The sequence below is a fragment of the Fibrobacter sp. UWB4 genome (genome assembly GCF_002210345.1).
In the GTDB taxonomy this organism is placed as follows: domain Bacteria; phylum Fibrobacterota; class Fibrobacteria; order Fibrobacterales; family Fibrobacteraceae; genus Fibrobacter.
The window spans coordinates 938981-957987 of sequence record NZ_MWQI01000001.1; the positions used below are offsets into that span (position 1 = coordinate 938981).

Consider the following 19007-nt stretch of genomic DNA (forward strand, 5'->3'; position numbering starts at 1 on the left):
AAAACTGAGCGACCTTTTCTTATTTCAGGAAAGCGAAAAAGACTGCAGCGATGATGAACAGGAACGCCACAATGTGGTTCCACTGGAGTGTTTCTGTATGGAATACAGTCACTGCAATCGTCGTGAACACCGTAATTGAAATTGCTTCCTGAATGATCTTCAGCTGCATCAGGCTAAAAGGCCCGCCGTTGATGCGGCTTCCAATGTTGTTTGCTGGAATCATGAAACTGTACTCCAGGAGCGCAATGCCCCACGAGGCTAGAATCACGAGGAAAAGCGGCCAGTCGGTGCTGATGTGCATTTCCTTGAGTTTAAGATTGCCGTACCAAGCGAACGTCATAAAGATGTTGGAACAGCAGAGAAGAAGAATTGTAAAAATACCAGCTTTCATAATTTAGTAGACAGTAGGAAGTTAGAAGTTTGAAGTTGTTAAAGTCTTGTTGTCCTCGAAACAGTCATCCTCGAACGAAGTGAGGGAATCCATTATTTTTGGGGAATCGCCTTTTGGAAATGTTCTCTCTCGTCTTTCGTCTGTAGGCGTTTTGCGCCGTTCTCTCGTCTAAGTCTATACGCTCTTCCAGTAGTCATTTGATACGCCAAGCGCTTGCGTACCTCTTCGAGGTACTTGATGTAATTTTCGCTCTGGTAGTCACGGTAAGTCCAGTCAAAAGCGTGGAAATGACCATCCTGGAAATATAGCGTCGGCTCCACGAAAATCCCGCGCTGCATGTAAACGCGCTGGCGCTGGTCCTTGGTGGTTGCCAAAAAGAACTGCCCAAGCGTCATGTAGCCCGGATCAAGATTCACGGGGCGCAGTCCTGGTGTCCCGTTTTCCTTTGCAATTTCAAGTTCAATATCGTTTGTCCAAAGCTTGATATCGACAATCGTCTCGCGATCAACGAGATTCTCGTAGCTAAAGAACGCTCGCACCGGCGCATCGCCAATTTCTTCTTTATAGTAGTTGGTAAACGTAAACGGGAACGGTTCCAGGTTCAGGTCTTCTTCGCCGAAACGCGACTTGAGCACTTCGCGGACGGTTTCTACGGACTTGGCGTCTTTCGCTAGGATGCCAACGATAATTTTCACTTTGGCAGGAGTTCTTATTTCACCCATGACCGCAAATTTAGTAAAAGGCGAGTGACGCGGCAAAAGTGTGCAAAACTCGAAAGCGCAAAAATTTATTTTTGCATTTTCGAGTTACAGCCACTGACGTCGTAGACGTCAAAACATTTATGTTTTGACATGGCCGAGCCGTACTAAATGGCGTCCATAAGGACGCAAATTTAGTAATTTTACGATATGTTTAGAAGTGTATCTCTTTGTGCGTCTCTCGTCTTCGCTCTCTCGTCTTTTGCAAAAGCCGAGGCTCCTCGTGTAGAACCAACCATTCTCGATTCGATTCCGCACGAAACGTCTCATTTTACGCAGGGGCTTTCGTTTGATGGCAAAGAGCTGATCGAAACGACAGGGCAGTATGGAAAGTCTGGCCTGTATCGTCGTACACTAGACGGGAAAATCCTGGATTCAGCTCGTATCGAGGAACGCTATTTTGGTGAAGGTTCCGTTGTGCTTGGCGACGAGATTTACTACCTCACGTGGAAATCGCACAAGGCATTTATTTATTCGCGCAAGCCTTTTAAAATGAAGGGCGAATTTCGAATCCCGACAGAAGGCTGGGGACTTACGCTTTGGCAGGACCAGCTTTTAATGAGTAACGGTTCTGACGAACTTCTGCAAATTTCGCCGGGAGGCTTTTCTGTGACGGGGGTCGTCAAGGTTCGTGATGGGCGTTATTCGATAAAGCTGTTGAATGAGCTTGAAGTTGTTGGAAACGTCGTGTATGCGAATATCTGGCAGACGGATTTGATTGCTGAAATTGAAATGCCGAGCGGGAAAGTGCTCCGCTACATTGACTTCTCGAAAAAGGCGGGGGCGGTTCGCGACAGCCATCCTGGTGTCGATGTCTTGAACGGTATTGCCTACGATGGCAAGGATTTCTGGATTACCGGCAAGCTCTGGCCGCAGATTTATAAAGTCAAGTTCTAGAAGATTCTCGTCATCCTCGAAGCGAAGCGGAGGGGATCCATTATTTTTCATCACTTTCCAAGTGTGATGGAATTTTATATATTTGTGTTGAATCGGGGGTGCTCTGGTTTGCCAAAATTTCTGCTACTCGCAGCAATTTTGCCCCTCGGGTCTTTCGAACGCATGCGTTCTCAAGAGCTTAAATGCTCGCAAGCTCGCATTTAGTCGACAGGCCTGTCTCAACCAGATCATAATTTGAACATGCCTTTGCATTTTAACCTGATGTTTGTTATATTTGTGTTCAACCACTAATATACGGGGGTGCTCTGGTTTGCCAAAATTTCTGCTACTCGCAGCAATTTTGCCCCTCGGGTCTTTCGAACGCATGCGTTCTCAAGAGCTTAAATGCTCGCAAGCTCGCATTTAGTCGACAGGCCTGTCTCAACCAGATCATAATTTGAACATGCCTTTGCATTTTAACCTGATGTTTGTTATATTTGTGTTCAACCACTAATATACGGGGGTGCTCTGGTTTGCCAAAATTTCTGCTACTCGCAGCAATTTTGCCCCTCGGGTCTTTCGAACGCATGCGTTCTCAAGAGCTTAAATGCTCGCAAGCTCGCATTTAATCGACAGGCCTGTCTCAACCGAGCACCCTTGTGTAGAACACAAGGGGGTGCTCTGGTTTCGACAGGGTTACCGAAGTGTTAGTTGCAAGTCGAGGTCTCAGACGAGGGCAACTCGTTAAAAAGTCTGAAAAAAAATAAGTGCTGACGAAAACTACGCACTCGCTGCCTAATTAACGGCAACGCCGGGCCTCATTCCGCTCCCATCGGGGTGTACGTCCGGACGCAATATGGGATAGGGAAGTGTCATGCCTGGGGGCATCTCCCGAGATTTTCTAGGCTGGTCAAACTCCGCGCCGACCTTCTTGGGCGTGGATAAGACGAGATCTTAAATTCGAAGGGAACACTTGTAGGAACGTACATGGACGTGATTTTGGACAGGGGTTCGACTCCCCTCACCTCCAGAAAAACAAAGGCTCACTTTAGGTGAGCCTTTGTTGTATATTGATTTGTCCTTTACGAGAGGATAACCTTTTCTAAATTGACTTTTTCGCCTTTTAAGTTGGATTTGTCAATCAGGAAAATATCCTGTTTTTCAAACATGACAATGCCTTTGCATTGATTGTATGTTTCTTCCGAATAAGACTCTACAATGACAAATGTTTTCAAATTGAATTTTCGTATTTTTTCAAGAACCGATTTTGAATCTTCATGTCCATCTTCGTAAAGAAGGACCTTGTCCGTTGGGTTCAAGTTGTCCTTAATCCAGTGGGCGAGATCTTCGTTCCAGAGACTCTCCTTGATTGGCAAAAGGAGGGAAATTAAAGAGCTGGAATTCTGTTTTATACGATATTGCAGCAGCTCTTTTACTTGACCGAGTTGTACTGAGATGTTTTTTCCATCAACGTCCGGCTTTATCCAGATTTCATCGACGTTTGAATCGATGAACTGCTTGTATTCTGGGCAATTAAGCTTGGAACCTTCCAATATAACCGTGCTATGGCTCTTCTTGGAATCGAGTATGTCGATCATTGCCATAACATCTTTGTTCTGCTCAAAATCCTTTCCGTAAATTGCGACCTTTTCGTAGTGCTTTACGTCGTGAATGTCCATAAGGCTGTAGAAGGTCTGTAAATCTATGGAATCCTTGTCTTTCCCGTTGTCCAAAGCGACAAAAATGTTTCTTGGATCTTCGTTTGGAATATTAAAATTGAGCAGATACGGTAATTGAGGGTTATTTTCAAACTCTTCAATTAAGAATGGCAACATCATTTTGTTGAATTCGCAAACTTCGTTTTCCAGTTCGCCATCTTTTCCGGCGTAATGGTCAACAGAATGGCAAACTCCACCGCATAGCCTTTTCCAGACGCAGTCCTTGCAGCGTTTAAAGTTGTCTCTCGAACGGCTGAGCGTTTTGGCCATAATTGGGCTTTGCGCAAGCAGTTTGTCGATGGGCGCTTCGTGGACGTTTCCTATTTTGAAATCCGGGTCGCCAATGAAATCATCGCAGATATAAATGTCACCGTTGTTCGAAAAACCGAGCATGTTTTTCCCTGCGCCACAGGGAATCTGCGAACACATAAACGTGTTTTCGTTTGCAAATAAGCTGGATGCCATGTCTGCCAAAGTGCGTTCGTGTATTTTTTCTTGATTGTGGGTGTTGTTTTCGACAACCCGTTCGTATATTCTTTTATAGGCTTTGAATATCTGCTCTCCTGTTACATATAGAGAGCTGTCGTTCCCTCCACGTCCAACTTTCATTAGGGGAATGAATGAGAATGAGTAGATGTTATTGGCGAGGTAAAAATCAAGAACTTCATCAATGTGTTCGGCGACATTGCTTGTCATGACGCCCAATACGCCAAAGAGGACCCCGTGCTTTTGCAATATGCGGATCCCACGCAATGTCTGATCCAGGGAGCCTTTGCCATTTTGCAAGACTCTCGCTGTATTTTGGAATGGGGCCGGTCCATCGAGACTTACGCCGACTTGGATATTGTTGCTCTTGATAAATTCTGCAATTTCGTCGGTGACCATAGACGCGTTTGTCTGAATGGATATAATCACCTTGTTATCGTATTTTTTTGAATATTCAACAAGATCCTTGATCAGTTTGAAATTGATTAACGGTTCTCCACCATGTAAAACAACAGTTATGCTCTTGCCTGGATTTAAGCGGACGTATTCGTCTACAACTTTGTGCGCTGTTTCTGTTGACATGTGGGAGGACTGGTCAATGCCTGCGTTTGAATAGCAGTATACGCACTTTAAGTTACAGGCTAGAGTGATTTTCAAAACAGCAAGGGTCGGATATTCTTTTAATGCGCAGGTGGAGCTGCACTTGCTCTGTCTTGAATCTGTTTTAGAAGTAAGCAGATTATGCGTATGCAGAAGATATTTTAGCTTGTCGATATCTTCAAGAGAAATTCCGTCGCATTGATTAAATATGGCTTCCGTCTCTATGCCGGATTCTATCTTTTGCACAATGTCTTTGCTGACGTCATCAAGAAGTAACCACCCTCCAGTCTTGGGATTGATTGCTAATTGTCTGTTATTTTTTAACTGAAGCCATTTAATGGGGTTTTGAGTCTCGATCATAATAATATTTCAAAATACTGGAATGACTTTACGCCATTCCAGTAACAATTTATTTTAACCTATGATTTAGATTAGCGAATTTTGAGGACCTTCTCGACGGCAGCTCTATTAGCTGGTTCGAAGGAAATCTTATTTTCCGTAAGCTTGCAGCCAAGTTCAGCAAGCTTTAAGGTTGTTTCTTTTTCCAGCACACCTTCAAATTCGATATAAGAGGTGCTTTGCTTGAGTTCGGCCTTTGCAACCGGGTTGATTTTCTTGTATGGACGAGGAATCGGAATGATGATTTCTTTGTAAGGATAGAACTTGATGTATGGTTTAGACTTGATATATGGACCATCTTGGAGGTATGGCTTTTTACCGACATCTTCAAGTCGTTTGCCTGTTGTTTTTAAAGATTCAACAACATTAATCTTGTTGTTGAGATTGACTTTTTTGTTATCCATTATTTTGTTTCTCCTGTAGAAGGTGTTAGTATTATTTTTAACACAGTAACGTAAGTATAGTTTATTTAAGAAAAAATTAATTTAATTCAGATGTAAAATTTTCTTTGTATATACAGACAATTTCATTTTCATGCTTAAAATAGGGGCTTTTTTCCCTGAAATCTGTTTGCGTGATGCTGATTTGAACCTTTTTCCCCATGCTTTACATAAAATGTAAAACTATTTGTTATAATTTACATATTTTGTAAAAGCTTTCAATTTGTGAAAAATGTTTTGTTATGGATGAATGGCGAATTTAGCTTAATTTTGCCCTTTTTACTGAAAATGTAAAAGTGGCACGATTTTTGCCTATAGAGCGCGAATAGCGTAAAAAGGATTACATTTTATGTCTTTAAAATTTTCAAAATGGACTGGCCTCGGCAACGACTTCGTTCTCGTCGAACCTGGTGAGTCATTCGACATGACTCCAGGCAAGGCTCTGGAACAGCGTGTAATTGAACTTTGCGATAGACGCTTTGGCATTGGCGCTGACGGGGTAGTTGTCGTGACTCCGATAAACGAAAATGTAAAAAGCAACGAGTTTGAAATGCGTATTTTCAACGCAGACGGTTCCGAAGCTGCCATGTGCGGTAATGCCACGCGTTGTGTTGCGAAGTTTATTCAAAGTCGCGGTCTTAGCGACGATAGCAATTTTGTCTTGCACACCAAAAGCGGTCTTGTAAAGCCATCCGTTCTGCCGGATGGCCGTGTTTGTGTAAATATGGGCCTCCCGCGCGATTTCTTGGGAACGATCAAGCTCACGGCAGATACTTTTGATTTTACAGGTGTAACGGTTTCGATGGGCAATCCGCATACCGTTATTTTCGTTGACGATATCGAAAAAATCCAGCTTGAAAATTGGGGACGCATCCTCGAAGTGGACAAGATTTTCCCTGACCGCTGCAACATTGAATTTGCACAAGTGATCGACGAAAATACGATCCGCATGCGCGTCTGGGAACGCGGTTGTGGCGTGACGATGGCTTGTGGCACAGGAAGCTGCGCAACGCTTGTTGCCGCCCAGCGCACCGGTCGCATTGGCCTCGAAGCTGACGTCGTCCTGGATGGCGGTACGCTCCACATCAAGCACGAAGAAGGCGGCCCTGTCTTTATGACCGGCCCCGCGAAGGAAGTCTTTAAAGGAGTAGTTGATTAATTAGGAATGCGGAGTTCGGAATTTAGATAATCGCGGCAAAGCCGCCTAACTAAACAATTCCTAATTCCTACTTCCTAATTCTGAATTATTCAAATCATTAACTGCGGCAAAGCCGCGCAAATCACGTTTATGAATATTCTGAATACAAATTACGATCGTCTTCCTGGCAGTTACCTTTTTTCAACAATTGCCAAGAAAATCAAGGAATACCAGGGCACCCACGAAAATGCAGACATCATCCGCTTGGGCATTGGCGATGTGACCTCTCCGATTATCCCCGCTGTAATCGAAGCCATGCACAAGGCCGTGAACGAAATGGGGGTCAAGTGGACGTTCCGCGGTTACGGTCCAGAACAAGGTTATGATTTCCTTCGCGAAGCCATTATCCGTGGCGAATACACTCCGCGCGGCATTGAAATGGATCCGAACGACGTGTTCGTGAGCGATGGTTCCAAGTGCGATGTTGCAAATATCCAGGAACTCTTCTCGGCTGATGCCAAAATCGCAATCCCGGACCCGGTTTACCCCGTGTATCTCGATAGCAACGTGATGGCAGGCCGTACAGGAACTTTGCAGGCTGATGGTCATTTCTCCGAAGTGACATACCTCGCTTCAACAGCTGAAAACAACTTCCAGCCGGACTTGCCCAAGAATCCTGTCCAGTTGATTTATCTTTGCAGCCCGAACAACCCGACCGGTACGGTGCTCACTCGAGAAACGCTCCAGAAGTTTGTGGATTACGCCAACGAAACAGGAGCAATTATTTTGTTCGATGGAGCATACAACTGCTACATCCGCGACGAAAAGCTCCCGCACTCCATTTACGAAATTCCGGGCGCTCGCACTTGCGCCATTGAATTCCGCAGCTTCAGTAAGACCGCCGGATTCACGGGCGTTCGTTGCGCATACACAATTGTCCCGCACGAACTTGAAAAGCTCCGTGCCATGTGGAACCGCCGTCAGTGCACTAAGTTCAACGGCGTAAGCTATGTGACGCAGCGCGCTGCAGAAGCTATTTACACTCCGGAAGGCTGGGAACAGACAAAGGCCGTCATCAGTGGTTACATGAATACTGCAGCAAAAATCCGCAAGGAATTGACGGAATGCGGTTATACCGTTTTCGGTGGCGAACACGCTCCTTACATTTGGTGGAAGTTGCCAGAAGGCGAAAAATCGTTTGACTTCTTTGACCGCTTGCTTGCCACATGCGAAGTCGTCGGTACGCCGGGTAGTGGTTTTGGCCCGTGCGGTGAAGGCTATTTCCGCCTGACAGCTTTTGGCGACCCAGACCAGACTGCAGTTGCCCTCAAGCGCATTAGGGAAAAGTTGTAGAATGAGTTAAGAGTACTGAGTTCCTAGTTACTAGAAAATTTCATATTAAGATATTCTAGTAACTATCAACTGCTAACTAGTAACTATCAATTAAAAACTAGTAACTATATTTACAAATTATGAAACAACCAATAGGTCCAGAAATCGCGGTCGTTCAAAAGATCAGTACAATTATCATCCATGAGAGAAACGTCGAAAAACTCCTGGATAATGTGCTTACCATTTTGGACACCGACATGGGAATGCTGAACGGCACGTTTACCTTGCTGTTCGGTAATACCTTGAAAATTGAAGCATCGCATGGACTTGATGAAAAGAAAAAGCGCCTAGGCCAATATCAGGTGGGCGAGGGCATCACTGGACATGTGGCAGAAACAGGCCGCAGCCACGTGATTCCCGACTTGCGCAAGGATTCTCGATTCTTGAACCGCACAGGCGCTCGCAATTACGATAGCCAGGTCGCATTTATCTGCGTTCCGCTGATTCATGATGAACAAATTATCGGAACGCTTTCAGTAGACCGTCCTGTCGATGTGACGACGGATCTGGACCGCGATGTTGCACTTTTGGAAATCATCGCGAACATCACGGGTGATGCCGCTAGCGAATGCCAGACAATGCTTGTGGAACGCCAGTCCTTGATAGACGAGAACCAGAAGCTGCGCAACATGCTCAGCGGTAAGCCGAGTGAACTTGTTGGCAACTGCCGCGAAATGCAGATTGTGTACGAACAAGTGCGTCAAGTCGCTCCGTCGGATGCGACCGTGCTTATTCGCGGTGGTAGCGGTACGGGTAAGGAGATGATCGCTCGTGCAATTGTGCAGCTTTCATCTCGTAAAGACAAGCCGTTTGTAACGCTCAACTGCGCTGCCCTCCCAGAGAATCTTGTGGAAAGCGAACTTTTCGGTCATGAAAAGGGTGCATTCACAGGAGCCATTAACATGCGCAAGGGCCGTGCAGAAATTGCCGATGGCGGAACGCTCTTCCTCGATGAAATTGGCGATTTGACGATGCAGACTCAGGTCAAGCTGTTGCGCTTTTTGCAAGAACGCACGTTCAGCCGTGTCGGCAGCAACGAAGAACTCCATTCCGATGTTCGTTTCTTGGCGGCCACAAGCCGCAACCTCGAAGAACTCATGGAAAAGAAGCTCTTCCGCGAAGACTTGTTCTACCGCTTGAATATTTTCCCGATTTCGATGCCGGATTTGGCAAAGCGCCAGAGCGACATTATTTTGCTTGCCGAGCATTTCATTGAAAAGATGAATCTTAGGTACGGCAAAAAGATTGTTCGCTTGTCCACAACAGCAATTAACCTTTTGATGAGTTATCATTGGCCGGGTAACGTCCGTGAACTTGAAAACTGCATTGAACGCGCCGTGCTTACGGCAACAGACGATTGCATCCATAGCTACAATCTTCCGCCTTCATTGCAGACTAGCTTAAGCACGGGTACCGGAAAGATTATTACCGACCACGCTCCGCTTGACGTGATGATGTGCAATTACGAAAAGGAATTGATCACAGAAGCTATCAAGCGCAACGACGGTAATATTTCGGCAGCGGGCCGCGAACTTGGCATTTCTCCGCGAATGATGAATTATCGAATGAATAAACTAGGATTGATTACAAAATAAAATGTTCGGTTTTTACAGAATCGCTTCTGTGTGCCCAACTTTGAAAGTTGCGGATACGGAATTCAATACTGATGAAATCATACGCTGCGGTCTCCTCGCCAAAAACGAAGGGGCCGCAGTTGTTGTTTTCCCTGAACTCTGCATTACGGGTTACACCTGTAGTGATTTGTTCCATCAAGAGCTTTTGCTGAAGAAATCGTTTGCATCGCTTTTGAAAATTGCAAAGGCGTTTGACGATTCCGACATGATTGTCGCTGTGGGGCTTCCGCTCCGGATGTTCGGTAAACTCTATAATTGCGCCGTCCTTTTGCAACGCGGAAAGATTATTGGAATTACGCCCAAAATCCATTTGCCGAACCAGCGTGAATTTTACGAAAAGCGCCATTTCAATAGCGGTCGCGATTTGCTAAGCGCAAACAGTGTTAAAACCGGCAGTTATGGAAAAGCTCCGCTCACGTATTCATTTGATGGCGTGGGCGAGGTTCCGATAACAAATTTCTTTATGGTAAACGGTAGCGAAGAAATACGCATTGGCGTGGAACTTTGCGAAGACTTGTGGACCGCGGCGCCGCCTAGCGGTGAACTCGCTTTGGCTGGCGCAAATGTGATTTTAAATTTGTCTGCAAGCGATGCGCTCGTGGGGAAGGGCGATTACCGCCGTAATCTCGTGATGAATCAGTCTGCACGCTGCATGGCGGCATACGTTTATGCATCTGCCGGCGTTCACGAATCCACGACCGACATGGTCTTTAGCGGTCATTTGATGATTGCCGAAAACGGCTCCATGCTCGCCGAACGCAAAAATTACAGTCGCAAAAGTGAAATTGTTTTTGCCGATATCGATGTACAGCGCTTGAACGCTCAACGTTTAAGCGAAGGTAGTTTCCAGGATTTCGATTCCACAGAATATTTTGCAAAGGCCGCAAATTTTGCATCACTTCCCGTTGTTGCGAAAGATTCTGAAACGCCCACGGAAGGTCTTAAATACCGCTACATTGTGCCGATGCCATTTGTTCCAAGCGACATTGCACATCGCGATTCCAACTGCCGCGAAATTTTCAATATCCAATGTGCAGGACTCGCCAAGCGTCTGGAATCGTCGTATGCCAAACGAGCCGTTCTCGGCCTCAGTGGCGGTCTAGATTCAACGCTTGCATTGCTTGTCGCTGTTGAAACATTCAAGTTGCTGAATCGCCCGCTGAACGAAATCCTCGTGATTACAATGCCTGGATTCGGAACGACCAAACGCACCAAAAACAACGCTGTTGCAATGGCGGAACTTTTGGGCGTTGAACTTCGAACAATTGATATCAAGCCTTCCTGCTTGCAGCATTTCAAGGACATCGGTCACGATGCCGCAAAGCTTGATGTGACGTACGAAAACGTACAGGCTCGTGAACGCACCAAGATCTTGATGGACTTGGCAAATAAGGAAAGCGGCATTGTCGTTGGAACGGGCGACCTTTCCGAAATCGCTCTTGGTTGGAGCACGTATAACGCCGATCATATGTCCATGTATGCGGTGAACTGCGATATTCCAAAGACGCTCGTGCGTCACGTTGTCGCATGGTACGCCGATCATGTGCAAGAATTGATGAGGGAGAGTGCTGCAAATTCCCAAGATTCTGCAAAAGCGCTCGCCGATGTTCTCCGAGACATCTTGGATACGCCTGTTTCACCAGAGCTTTTGCCCGCCGATAGCAACGGACAAATAGCGCAGAAAACAGAGTCCATTCTCGGGGCTTATGAAATCCATGATTTCTATCTGTATCATTTTACAAAATATGGTGCAGAACCACGCAAATTGCTTTACTTGGCCGAGAAAGCTTTTGGGGACAAAGTGGGCGAGGATGGTACCGCAATTCAGACGAAATACCCGCGTGAAGAACTTGTTCGCGTTCTTAAGCTCTTCTTGAAGCGCTTCTTTGCGCAGCAATTCAAGCGCAGCTGCATTCCGGATGGTCCAAAGGTCGGAACAATTTCGCTCTCTCCGCGAGCTGATTGGCGAATGCCCAGCGATGCATCTTCTGCGGACTGGCTCAAGGAAATCGAGAATCTCTAAACCGCGCCGCATTTTTTGCAATGACATCCCTGCCTCCGTGCGGGGATGTTTTTGCATTATAACTGCTGGCGCTTTTTTATCAAAAACAGTTTAACAATTTGGCATTCTTTTTGCAAACGTAAAACCCCGGAACATTTGTTCCGGGGTACTTTAGTCAACAGAGATACTTTTTGTAGTTGTTAGTTATTGGTTGTTGGTCGTTAGTTTAAGGCTTGGAAATTTCAGTAAGTTTTTTAACTAATGACTATTGACTAATAACTAAGTGCTAAATTACATGTTGCTGAAGATTTGGAATCCGCTGTAAGCTTCTTGACCGTGTTCAGCTTGGTCAAGGCCGCGCATTTCTTGCTTTTCAGTCACGCGGAGACCCATAGTCTTCTTGATGACGAAGAAGATGAGGCTTGCGGCTGCGAAGCACGGGACCGCGTAAGCGAGGACGCCAACAGCCTGAGTGCCGAGAGTGTAGTCACCAGTCATATCGAAGATACCGACAGCGAGCGTACCCCAGACACCGTTGACGAGGTGAACTGAGAGAGCACCGACCGGGTCATCCAAGTGCAAGCGGTCGAACATGAAGACTGCACCGACGACGAGCACACCAGCGATAGCGCCGATAATCCAGGAAGAAAGCGGGGTCACGACGTCTGCACCAGCGGTGATAGCGACGAGACCAGCAAGGCATCCGTTGAGGGCCATGGTGGCGTCCGGCTTCTTGGAAACGATCCAGCTTGTAAGCGTTGCGGTGATGATGCCTGCGACAGCAGCGAGGTTCGTGGTCACGAGAATCCAGCTAGTAGCCTTCGGGTCGCCGTTGAGAGCAGAACCGGCGTTGAATCCCCACCAACCGAACCAGAGCATGAACACACCGATTGTTGCAAGCGGAATGTTGTGAGCCGGGATAGCGTGAACCTTGCCACCGACATACTTACCGATACGCGGTCCGAGAATCATCACGCCAGCGAGAGCTGCCCAACCACCCACAGAGTGGACGAGGGTAGAACCGGCGAGGTCATGGAAACCGTGAGCACCGAAGGTGGAAAGCCAGCCGCCGCCCCATGTCCAGCTACCGACAACAGGGTAGACGAGAGCCACGTAGGCGATGGTGAAAACGAGGAAGGAGTTGAGCTTCACACGTTCAGCAACGGCACCGGACACAATCGTTGCGGCTGTTGCTGCAAACATTGCCTGGAACAGCCAGTCTGTGAACAACGTAAAGTGTCCGTTGTAGGCTGCGGTGAAGTTTGCCGGATTTGCCCAGTCGCCAATGCCGAAGCCTGCGAAACCGAGAATCCCGTTGAAAGTGCCCGGGTACATAAGGCCAAAGCCGAGCAAGGCGTACATCGTGATACCGATTGCCGGCACGGCGATGTTTTTGAAAGCGACGTTTGCAGAGCACTTAGCACGCACAAGGCCTGCTTCGACACATGCAAATCCGAGACCCATGATGAACACCAACATGGCGCTGATCATGATCCAAATGTTTTCCGTCATAAAGATGGCGTCGTTGACGGTTGCGACTGTTGCTACTTCGTTCATTTGTTTAAATCCTTTTTTTAGTTGATTGTTTGCTAACTAAACAAGTAGGCAGTAGGAAGCCGGAGGTAGGAAGTGAAAAAATCAATCGTGAAATTCACTGTCTACCGTCTACTGTCTACTTCCTACTGATGCTTATCCAATTGCCTCCGGGCCAGTTTCACCCGTGCGGATGCGGACGCACTGTTCAAGCGACGTGACGAAAATCTTTCCATCGCCGATTTCTCCTGTGCGAGCACCCTTGATGATGGCATCGATGCAGGGCTTTACGAATTCGTCGTTCACTGCAATCTTGAGGCAAATTTTCTTCAACAAATTAACTTCGGTAACAACGCCACGGAAACGTTGGTTGTATCCCTTCTGCTGGCCGCAGCCAAGTACGTTAGTGACAGACATCTTGTAAATCTTATTTTCGTAAAGAGCTTGCTTTACGAAGTTAAGCCGTTCTGGTTGAATGTAAGCTGTGACGAGCTTCATGATTGTATCCTTTTTTGAGGTTTTCTTTTTGTTCGCAGCCGTATTTGCAAAATGTGTGCCAAAAATTTTTCCGACACATAAAAAAGCCCGCAATCCCTTATTCTATGCGGGTTGCGGGGCGGTGTAGGGGAGTTAAATCCCTTAAATGAAAGATTTACAAGAATTGTAAGAAAGGCTTTTTATTTACAGAGCGTGAAAATTCTTTTAAAAGTCTTCCGGGATGATCCCTGTTTCCTGGATCTGGTCGCATTCAGAAATCATTAAAGGAACAACTGATGTCATCATATTTTTACCAGTTACAGCTTCAAAGTATCCCGTGATTTTATTTCCTTCACAAGAGACTTGAAGGGGAATACCTTCCTCTTCGGCAATTTCTTCTTTCGCCGAAGCACATTCTGCGTCTATTACACTTTGAGGAACACTGGGATCGAATTCTTCTACAAGCTTAATTATTTGGACGCCGTTGTTGAATGAAGCTGTTCCGGTTATGGTCACGGAGTCCGGAGCGGATGCGATCATGGAAAAGTTGTTTTCGGAGTCTTCGAGAATTTGACAAGTGGCCTTTCCTGTTTTTGTTGATGGAGGTGGAGTGGGTGGGTCGTTTTCGATTTGTCCGGGATTTGGATCCTCACTAGATACTGATGAATATTTTTTTGAAAATTCTTTGCAAGCTTGCTGTGCTGATGCAAGAGTTTGATCAATATTCATATAGGATTTTTCTATTGATTTGACCGTTATCGAATAATCGGTACAGCTTACGGTTGCATTCTTTTCCGCAGCCTCCATTTTATTTTCTGTACATGTTTTTTGAATTTCAGTTACAGGGACAGATTCATCGTATAAGGTCGTTATTTCAAGCTCAACTTTATTCCCTTTTAAAATTTTTGCAGTTGTCGTGGTGATAAAGCCGTTTGCTATCGCGGTTTTCAATTCGACAGAATTCTGAGAAAGCAACTTAGCCGAACATTCGTTCTGGGTTACTTTAACGGGACCATTTGAGGGTGCTACCGTATTTTCCGTTGAGCAGGCCGTCAAAGCCAATAACATTGATGCCGAATAGGATATAAATTTTTTTATCATATAACGCCTTTATGTGTTGTCAGAACAGACAAATTTATTTTAAATCTACAATTTTTTATATAAAAAAAGAAATTATTGGCGAACCAAAACGACATGAATACAGCACAAGATTTTTTCGAAGATCTTCACAAGAAAACTCTAAAGGAATATATTTCTGAAATTCTTTAGTTTACATAATCCGCATTATCGGCAATATTGATTTAGAAAGGGGAGTCCGGCATTTCTTTTACCTCAAACCCAATCTGTCATGCCCGCCGCCGAGCGTACATCTTCATCTGGAGCGTGTTTGTTTCACATTAAAACGATTTTTGACGCTTTTTATTGGCATGGTATTTGCTATCTTTATGTCGGAATTGTAAAACAGATGTCCTCACGGACAATTTTTAAAGGAATATTGATATATCATGGCTGAAGAAAAGAATCCGGAACAGAATGTTGAACCGAACGATGCTGATCGTGCTCAATTTGAACAGGATGTGCTGAAAGCCGCCCAGGACGCGATGAATCTCGAAGCTGAAGTCAATGCTTCGGCAAGCTCAGCAACCGGCAATGCCAACGCCGAAAAGCCTGCTGACGCCGAAGGTCAAAATGCAGAAGCACCAAAGGCCGAAGAAAAAGCCGCTGAACAGCCCGCAGCACCTTCCGCCGAAGAAATTCTGAAACAGCAGCTCGCCGATGCCAACGACCGCAACTTGCGCCTGATGGCCGAATTCGAAAACTTCCGCCGCCGTAACGCCAAAGAACAGCTCGAACTCATCGAAACAGCCAACGGCAAGCTCCTCGAAAAGCTCTCCGAAGTCCAGGACAATTTCGAACGTGCTTTCGCCAGCGAAAACAAGGCTAAAGATCTCGAAGCTTTCGAAAAAGGCATGCAGATGATTTACAACCAGTTCGCTAAGGTTCTCACGGACGCAGGCCTCGAACAAATCGACCCGACCGGCAAGGAATTCGACCCGAACCTCCACGAAGCTCTGATGCAGCAGCCCTCCGAAACTATCCCGGAAGGTCATGTTGTCACCGTATTCCAGAAGGGTTACAAGCTCAAGAACAAAATCTTGAAGACCGCCAAGGTTATCGTTTCCTCCGGAAAGTAACCTAATCTTCCCCGTTTTTCAGCCCGACACTCCCCTGTGTGCGGGCTTTTTTATATCCCCCGCTTTTGATAAATTGACAATAGAGATTTACGCAAGCGATTAACCGCAAACATTTTCAGATATATCTTTGTTATTGGGTGTAGGAATTAACAAGGAATGGAGATCAAGATGTTTGGTAAAATCTTAACCGTTTCAGCGGTATTGGCTTGCGCTGCATTTGCACAGCATCCTATAATCACGACAAAGTATACGGCAGACCCCGCCCCCTATGTGCACGGCGACACGGTGTACCTTTACACGACCCACGACGACGACAACGCCGACGGGTTCATGATGTACGACTGGCTTTTGTACACCTCCACCGACATGGTCAACTGGACGGATCACGGCTCGGTCGCATCCCTCAGCGATTTCAAGTGGTATAACTCCAACAACGGCGCATGGGCGGAACAGGTCATCGAACGCGACGGCAAATGGTACATGTACTGCCCCATCCACGGTCACGGAATTTCGGTGCTCGTATCGGACAGTCCTTACGGCCCCTTCAAGGATCCGCTCAACGGCCAGCTCGTATGGCAGCGCCAACACTGGAACGATATCGACCCTACCGTTTGGATTGACGATGATGGCCAAGCTTACATGTACTGGGGCAACCCGGAACTCTACATGATCAAGCTGAAAAAGGACATGATCCACACGGAAGGTTCCATCGTGACCTACCCCAAAATCAAGGACTACCAGGAAGGGCCGTGGTTCTACAAACATGGCAAGTATTATTATATGGCGTTCGCCTCCACTTGCTGCTCCGAGGGCATCGGGTATGCTATGAGCGACTCCCCCACTGGTCCGTGGAATTACAAGGGCGATATCATGCCGCATTCCCCGAAAAGCCGCGGCAACCACCCGGGCATCATCGACTACAAGGGAAAATCTTACGTTTTCGGCCTGAATTACCTGCTCTGGGCGGAATACCAGGCTAAAATCGGACAGGCCTACAAGCATGCGGAACGCCGCTCGGTCTCCGTGGCCGAGATGCACTATAATGCCGACGGCACCATCCAGAAAATCGACTTCTGGCCCGAAAATGGCGTGGCGCAAGTGGAAGATTTTGACCCGTACAAGCGCGTCGAAGCTGAAACAATGTCTTGGAGCGAAGGTGTCAAGAGCCGTAACGCCAAGGACGTGGGCAACGTCATCCTCACCAACATCGGCAACGGTGACTACACCAAAATTAGCGGCGTGGAATTCGGCGATGCAGGCGCAGAAAGTTTTTCTGCATCGGTGCTAAATGTCAAGAAGGCATCGAGTATCACGGTTCGCCTGGACAAGGTGGACGGCGAAATTGTTGGCAAGGCGGAATTTTCCGCAGACGGCCTCGTAACAGTTCCGCTTACAGGCGCTGTCGGCAAACACGACGTGTTCTTCGTGTTCGCGGGCGATTTCGAAGCGGACTACTGGGAATTCGAGGACAGCAAAACGGCCATTCCGCAAAGCCCGTTCTGCAAGGCTAAACTCAAAGATGCAGAAGCCAAGTGTGATGTTCCAGTCGTAGGTGCAAGCGTTGAAGGCCCCGCAAACTTTATTGACTTCGAAAATTACGATGTGGGCGGTGCAGGTAAGGCCTACTACGACATGGATTCCGAAAATCAAGGCAAGGAATACCGCGAAGACCGCGTGGACATCGTGAAGAACGGCGACGGCTTTGCAGTGGGCTACACGCAGAAAGGCGAATGGCTGGAATACACCGTGAACGTCGAAACTAGCGGAACCCTCCCCTTCGAACTTTCTTACGCAACAGGCATGGAAAGCGCAAGCGTACGATTCTTTATGGACAATGAACCCATCACCGATACACTCTCGCTTTCTGGAACCGATGACTTCGATACATACGCTACGTACAAAGGCAAAACAACCAAGGAACTCACCAAAGGCGAACACGTGCTCAAAGTCCTAATAACAAGCGACTACGTAAACCTCGACTGGATTGCCTTCGGTAAAATTGATGGCGATATTATGGACAAGCGCAATGGCACCACGGGCATCTTGCCGAAATTTGCTTCGGATGCTGCAAACGCTTTCGCAAAAAACGCAGGTGTTTACAAAGTCTTTGACTTGATGGGCAACATGCTCGGCAAAATCCGCTTAAACGCCGGAGCAACACTGACAGAAATCAAGAACGGACTCAAAATTGCCGGTTATCACAACGGAGCTTATATCGTTCGCAACGCCATCGGACAGACCTTTAGAGTTAACTTCGGAAAGTGACACGGAGTATCATCCTGAGCGAAAAATCCTCCCCAGTGGAGGATTTTTTTCCTATCTATTCAGAAAAACAATATTCTTAATATATTACTTGTAATTTTGCTTAAAATATTGTATTTTTAGAAAGGAGGTTTCTTATGCCTTGTATTTTGCCGGTATCCGATTTGCGTAATTACAACGAAGTTCTTCAGAATGTATCTGAAAAGTCTCCAGTATTCCTAACCAAAAATGGTCGGGGTTGCTATGTTGTCATTGACATTAAGGAGTACGAACGGATGGTTGCAGCTTTGAAACTCCAGAAGGCTCTTGCCGAGGGTGAACGATCCGCTGAACAGGGTGGCTGGCTTTCCGCAGCCGATGTGCGGAAGAAATACGAGGTGTAGATGCCCGTCATCATTTTTTCGCCAAAGGCCTCCGAGGATTTGGATTCAATCAAAGCGTATATAGAATCTGAATTGGGCAGTCCTCAAGCGGCAAATAAAAAGGTTCTTGAAATCCTTGATGCCATCGACAACCTAGCCATTTTTCCTGAAATAGGTCCATCCTTAAAAGGCAAAGTAGATTCATTGAGTCGATATCGATGTTTATCTGTGTCGAATTGTATTGTCTTTTATCGAATTGAACTTGACAAGGTACTTATTATCCGCATATTGAATAGTCGAATGAACTATTTGAAAATTTTGGAATTGTAGTATTCTCCCCCAAC

At 46.4% G+C, this 19007-nt stretch carries 16 protein-coding genes, 1 other RNA gene and 1 pseudogene; 11 read left to right on the forward strand and 7 right to left on the reverse strand.

The features are described from left to right. Positions 1 to 19 precede the first annotated feature (19 nt). Both B7990_RS03990 and B7990_RS03995 read right to left on the reverse strand, forming a co-directional pair. Complete coding sequence (locus tag B7990_RS03990) at positions 20 to 391, reverse strand: DMT family protein (protein WP_088639719.1); 372 nt, start codon at positions 389 to 391, stop codon at positions 20 to 22. Positions 392 to 483: 92 nt separating this feature from the next. Then, positions 484 to 1113, reverse strand: coding sequence for a DUF4416 family protein (locus B7990_RS03995; RefSeq protein WP_254917311.1), 630 nt, complete (start codon positions 1111 to 1113; stop codon positions 484 to 486). Between the two features lie 186 nt (positions 1114 to 1299). Here B7990_RS03995 and B7990_RS04000 point away from each other — a divergent pair, with 186 nt between their 5' ends. Continuing rightward, entirely contained in the window at positions 1300 to 2046 is a 747-nt protein-coding gene (locus B7990_RS04000; protein WP_088639720.1) for a glutaminyl-peptide cyclotransferase, read from the forward strand. A gap of 651 nt (positions 2047 to 2697) precedes the next feature. Continuing rightward, positions 2698 to 3058, forward strand: a transfer-messenger RNA (tmRNA) gene (ssrA, locus tag B7990_RS04005). Between the two features lie 49 nt (positions 3059 to 3107). On the opposite strand, the gene B7990_RS04010 is transcribed toward ssrA, so the two are convergent. Both B7990_RS04010 and B7990_RS04015 read right to left on the reverse strand, forming a co-directional pair. Continuing rightward, positions 3108 to 5075, reverse strand: a complete 1968-nt coding sequence (locus B7990_RS04010; protein WP_176407183.1) for a radical SAM protein — start codon at positions 5073 to 5075, stop codon at positions 3108 to 3110. Between the two features lie 185 nt (positions 5076 to 5260). Continuing rightward, a complete protein-coding gene (locus B7990_RS04015; RefSeq protein ID WP_088639722.1) occupies positions 5261 to 5632 on the reverse strand; it encodes a hypothetical protein in 372 nt (123 codons plus the stop codon). Between the two features lie 385 nt (positions 5633 to 6017). On the opposite strand from B7990_RS04015, the gene dapF reads away from it, so the two are divergent. From dapF to B7990_RS04035, 4 genes are all read left to right on the forward strand, one after another. Continuing rightward, positions 6018 to 6827: a diaminopimelate epimerase gene (gene dapF / locus B7990_RS04020; RefSeq protein WP_088639723.1), complete on the forward strand. Its 810-nt coding sequence runs from the start codon at positions 6018 to 6020 to the stop codon at positions 6825 to 6827. A 129-nt stretch (positions 6828 to 6956) separates the two neighbouring features. Continuing rightward, a complete protein-coding gene (locus tag B7990_RS04025; RefSeq protein ID WP_088639724.1) occupies positions 6957 to 8159 on the forward strand; it encodes an LL-diaminopimelate aminotransferase in 1203 nt (400 codons plus the stop codon). A 119-nt stretch (positions 8160 to 8278) separates the two neighbouring features. Continuing rightward, positions 8279 to 9793: a sigma 54-interacting transcriptional regulator gene (locus tag B7990_RS04030; protein ID WP_088639725.1), complete on the forward strand. Its 1515-nt coding sequence runs from the start codon at positions 8279 to 8281 to the stop codon at positions 9791 to 9793. 1 nt (position 9794) lies between these two features. Further along, complete coding sequence (locus B7990_RS04035) at positions 9795 to 11855, forward strand: NAD(+) synthase (protein WP_088639726.1); 2061 nt, start codon at positions 9795 to 9797, stop codon at positions 11853 to 11855. 270 nt (positions 11856 to 12125) lie between these two features. Here the strand turns inward: B7990_RS04035 and B7990_RS04040 are convergent, their stop codons facing one another. The 3 genes from B7990_RS04040 to B7990_RS04050 form a co-directional block, all read right to left on the reverse strand. Further along, positions 12126 to 13391, reverse strand: coding sequence for an ammonium transporter (locus B7990_RS04040; protein WP_088639727.1), 1266 nt, complete (start codon positions 13389 to 13391; stop codon positions 12126 to 12128). 132 nt (positions 13392 to 13523) lie between these two features. Further along, positions 13524 to 13865 carry a P-II family nitrogen regulator gene (locus tag B7990_RS04045; protein ID WP_088639941.1) on the reverse strand — a complete coding sequence of 114 codons (342 nt, stop codon included), beginning with the start codon at positions 13863 to 13865 and terminating at the stop codon, positions 13524 to 13526. 204 nt (positions 13866 to 14069) lie between these two features. Next, the gene (locus B7990_RS04050) at positions 14070 to 14945 is read right to left on the reverse strand and encodes a hypothetical protein (RefSeq protein WP_088639728.1); all 876 of its coding nucleotides are present in this window, start codon (positions 14943 to 14945) and stop codon (positions 14070 to 14072) included. A gap of 404 nt (positions 14946 to 15349) precedes the next feature. Between B7990_RS04050 and grpE the strand changes: the two genes are divergently transcribed. From grpE to B7990_RS04070, 5 genes and pseudogenes are all read left to right on the forward strand, one after another. Continuing rightward, positions 15350 to 16039 (forward strand): nucleotide exchange factor GrpE, encoded by a 690-nt coding sequence (gene grpE / locus B7990_RS04055; protein WP_088639729.1) that lies wholly within the window; start codon positions 15350 to 15352, stop codon positions 16037 to 16039. Positions 16040 to 16207: 168 nt separating this feature from the next. Beyond that, positions 16208 to 17506 (forward strand): annotated as a pseudogene (locus B7990_RS15195) (glycoside hydrolase family 43 protein); the annotation flags it as partial. Positions 17507 to 17671: 165 nt separating this feature from the next. After that, complete coding sequence (locus B7990_RS15200) at positions 17672 to 18304, forward strand: carbohydrate-binding protein (RefSeq protein WP_368668106.1); 633 nt, start codon at positions 17672 to 17674, stop codon at positions 18302 to 18304. A gap of 134 nt (positions 18305 to 18438) precedes the next feature. Continuing rightward, complete coding sequence (locus B7990_RS04065) at positions 18439 to 18684, forward strand: type II toxin-antitoxin system prevent-host-death family antitoxin (protein WP_088639731.1); 246 nt, start codon at positions 18439 to 18441, stop codon at positions 18682 to 18684. Then, a complete protein-coding gene (locus B7990_RS04070) occupies positions 18685 to 18993 on the forward strand; it encodes a type II toxin-antitoxin system RelE/ParE family toxin (RefSeq protein ID WP_088639732.1) in 309 nt (102 codons plus the stop codon). Positions 18994 to 19007 lie beyond the last annotated feature (14 nt).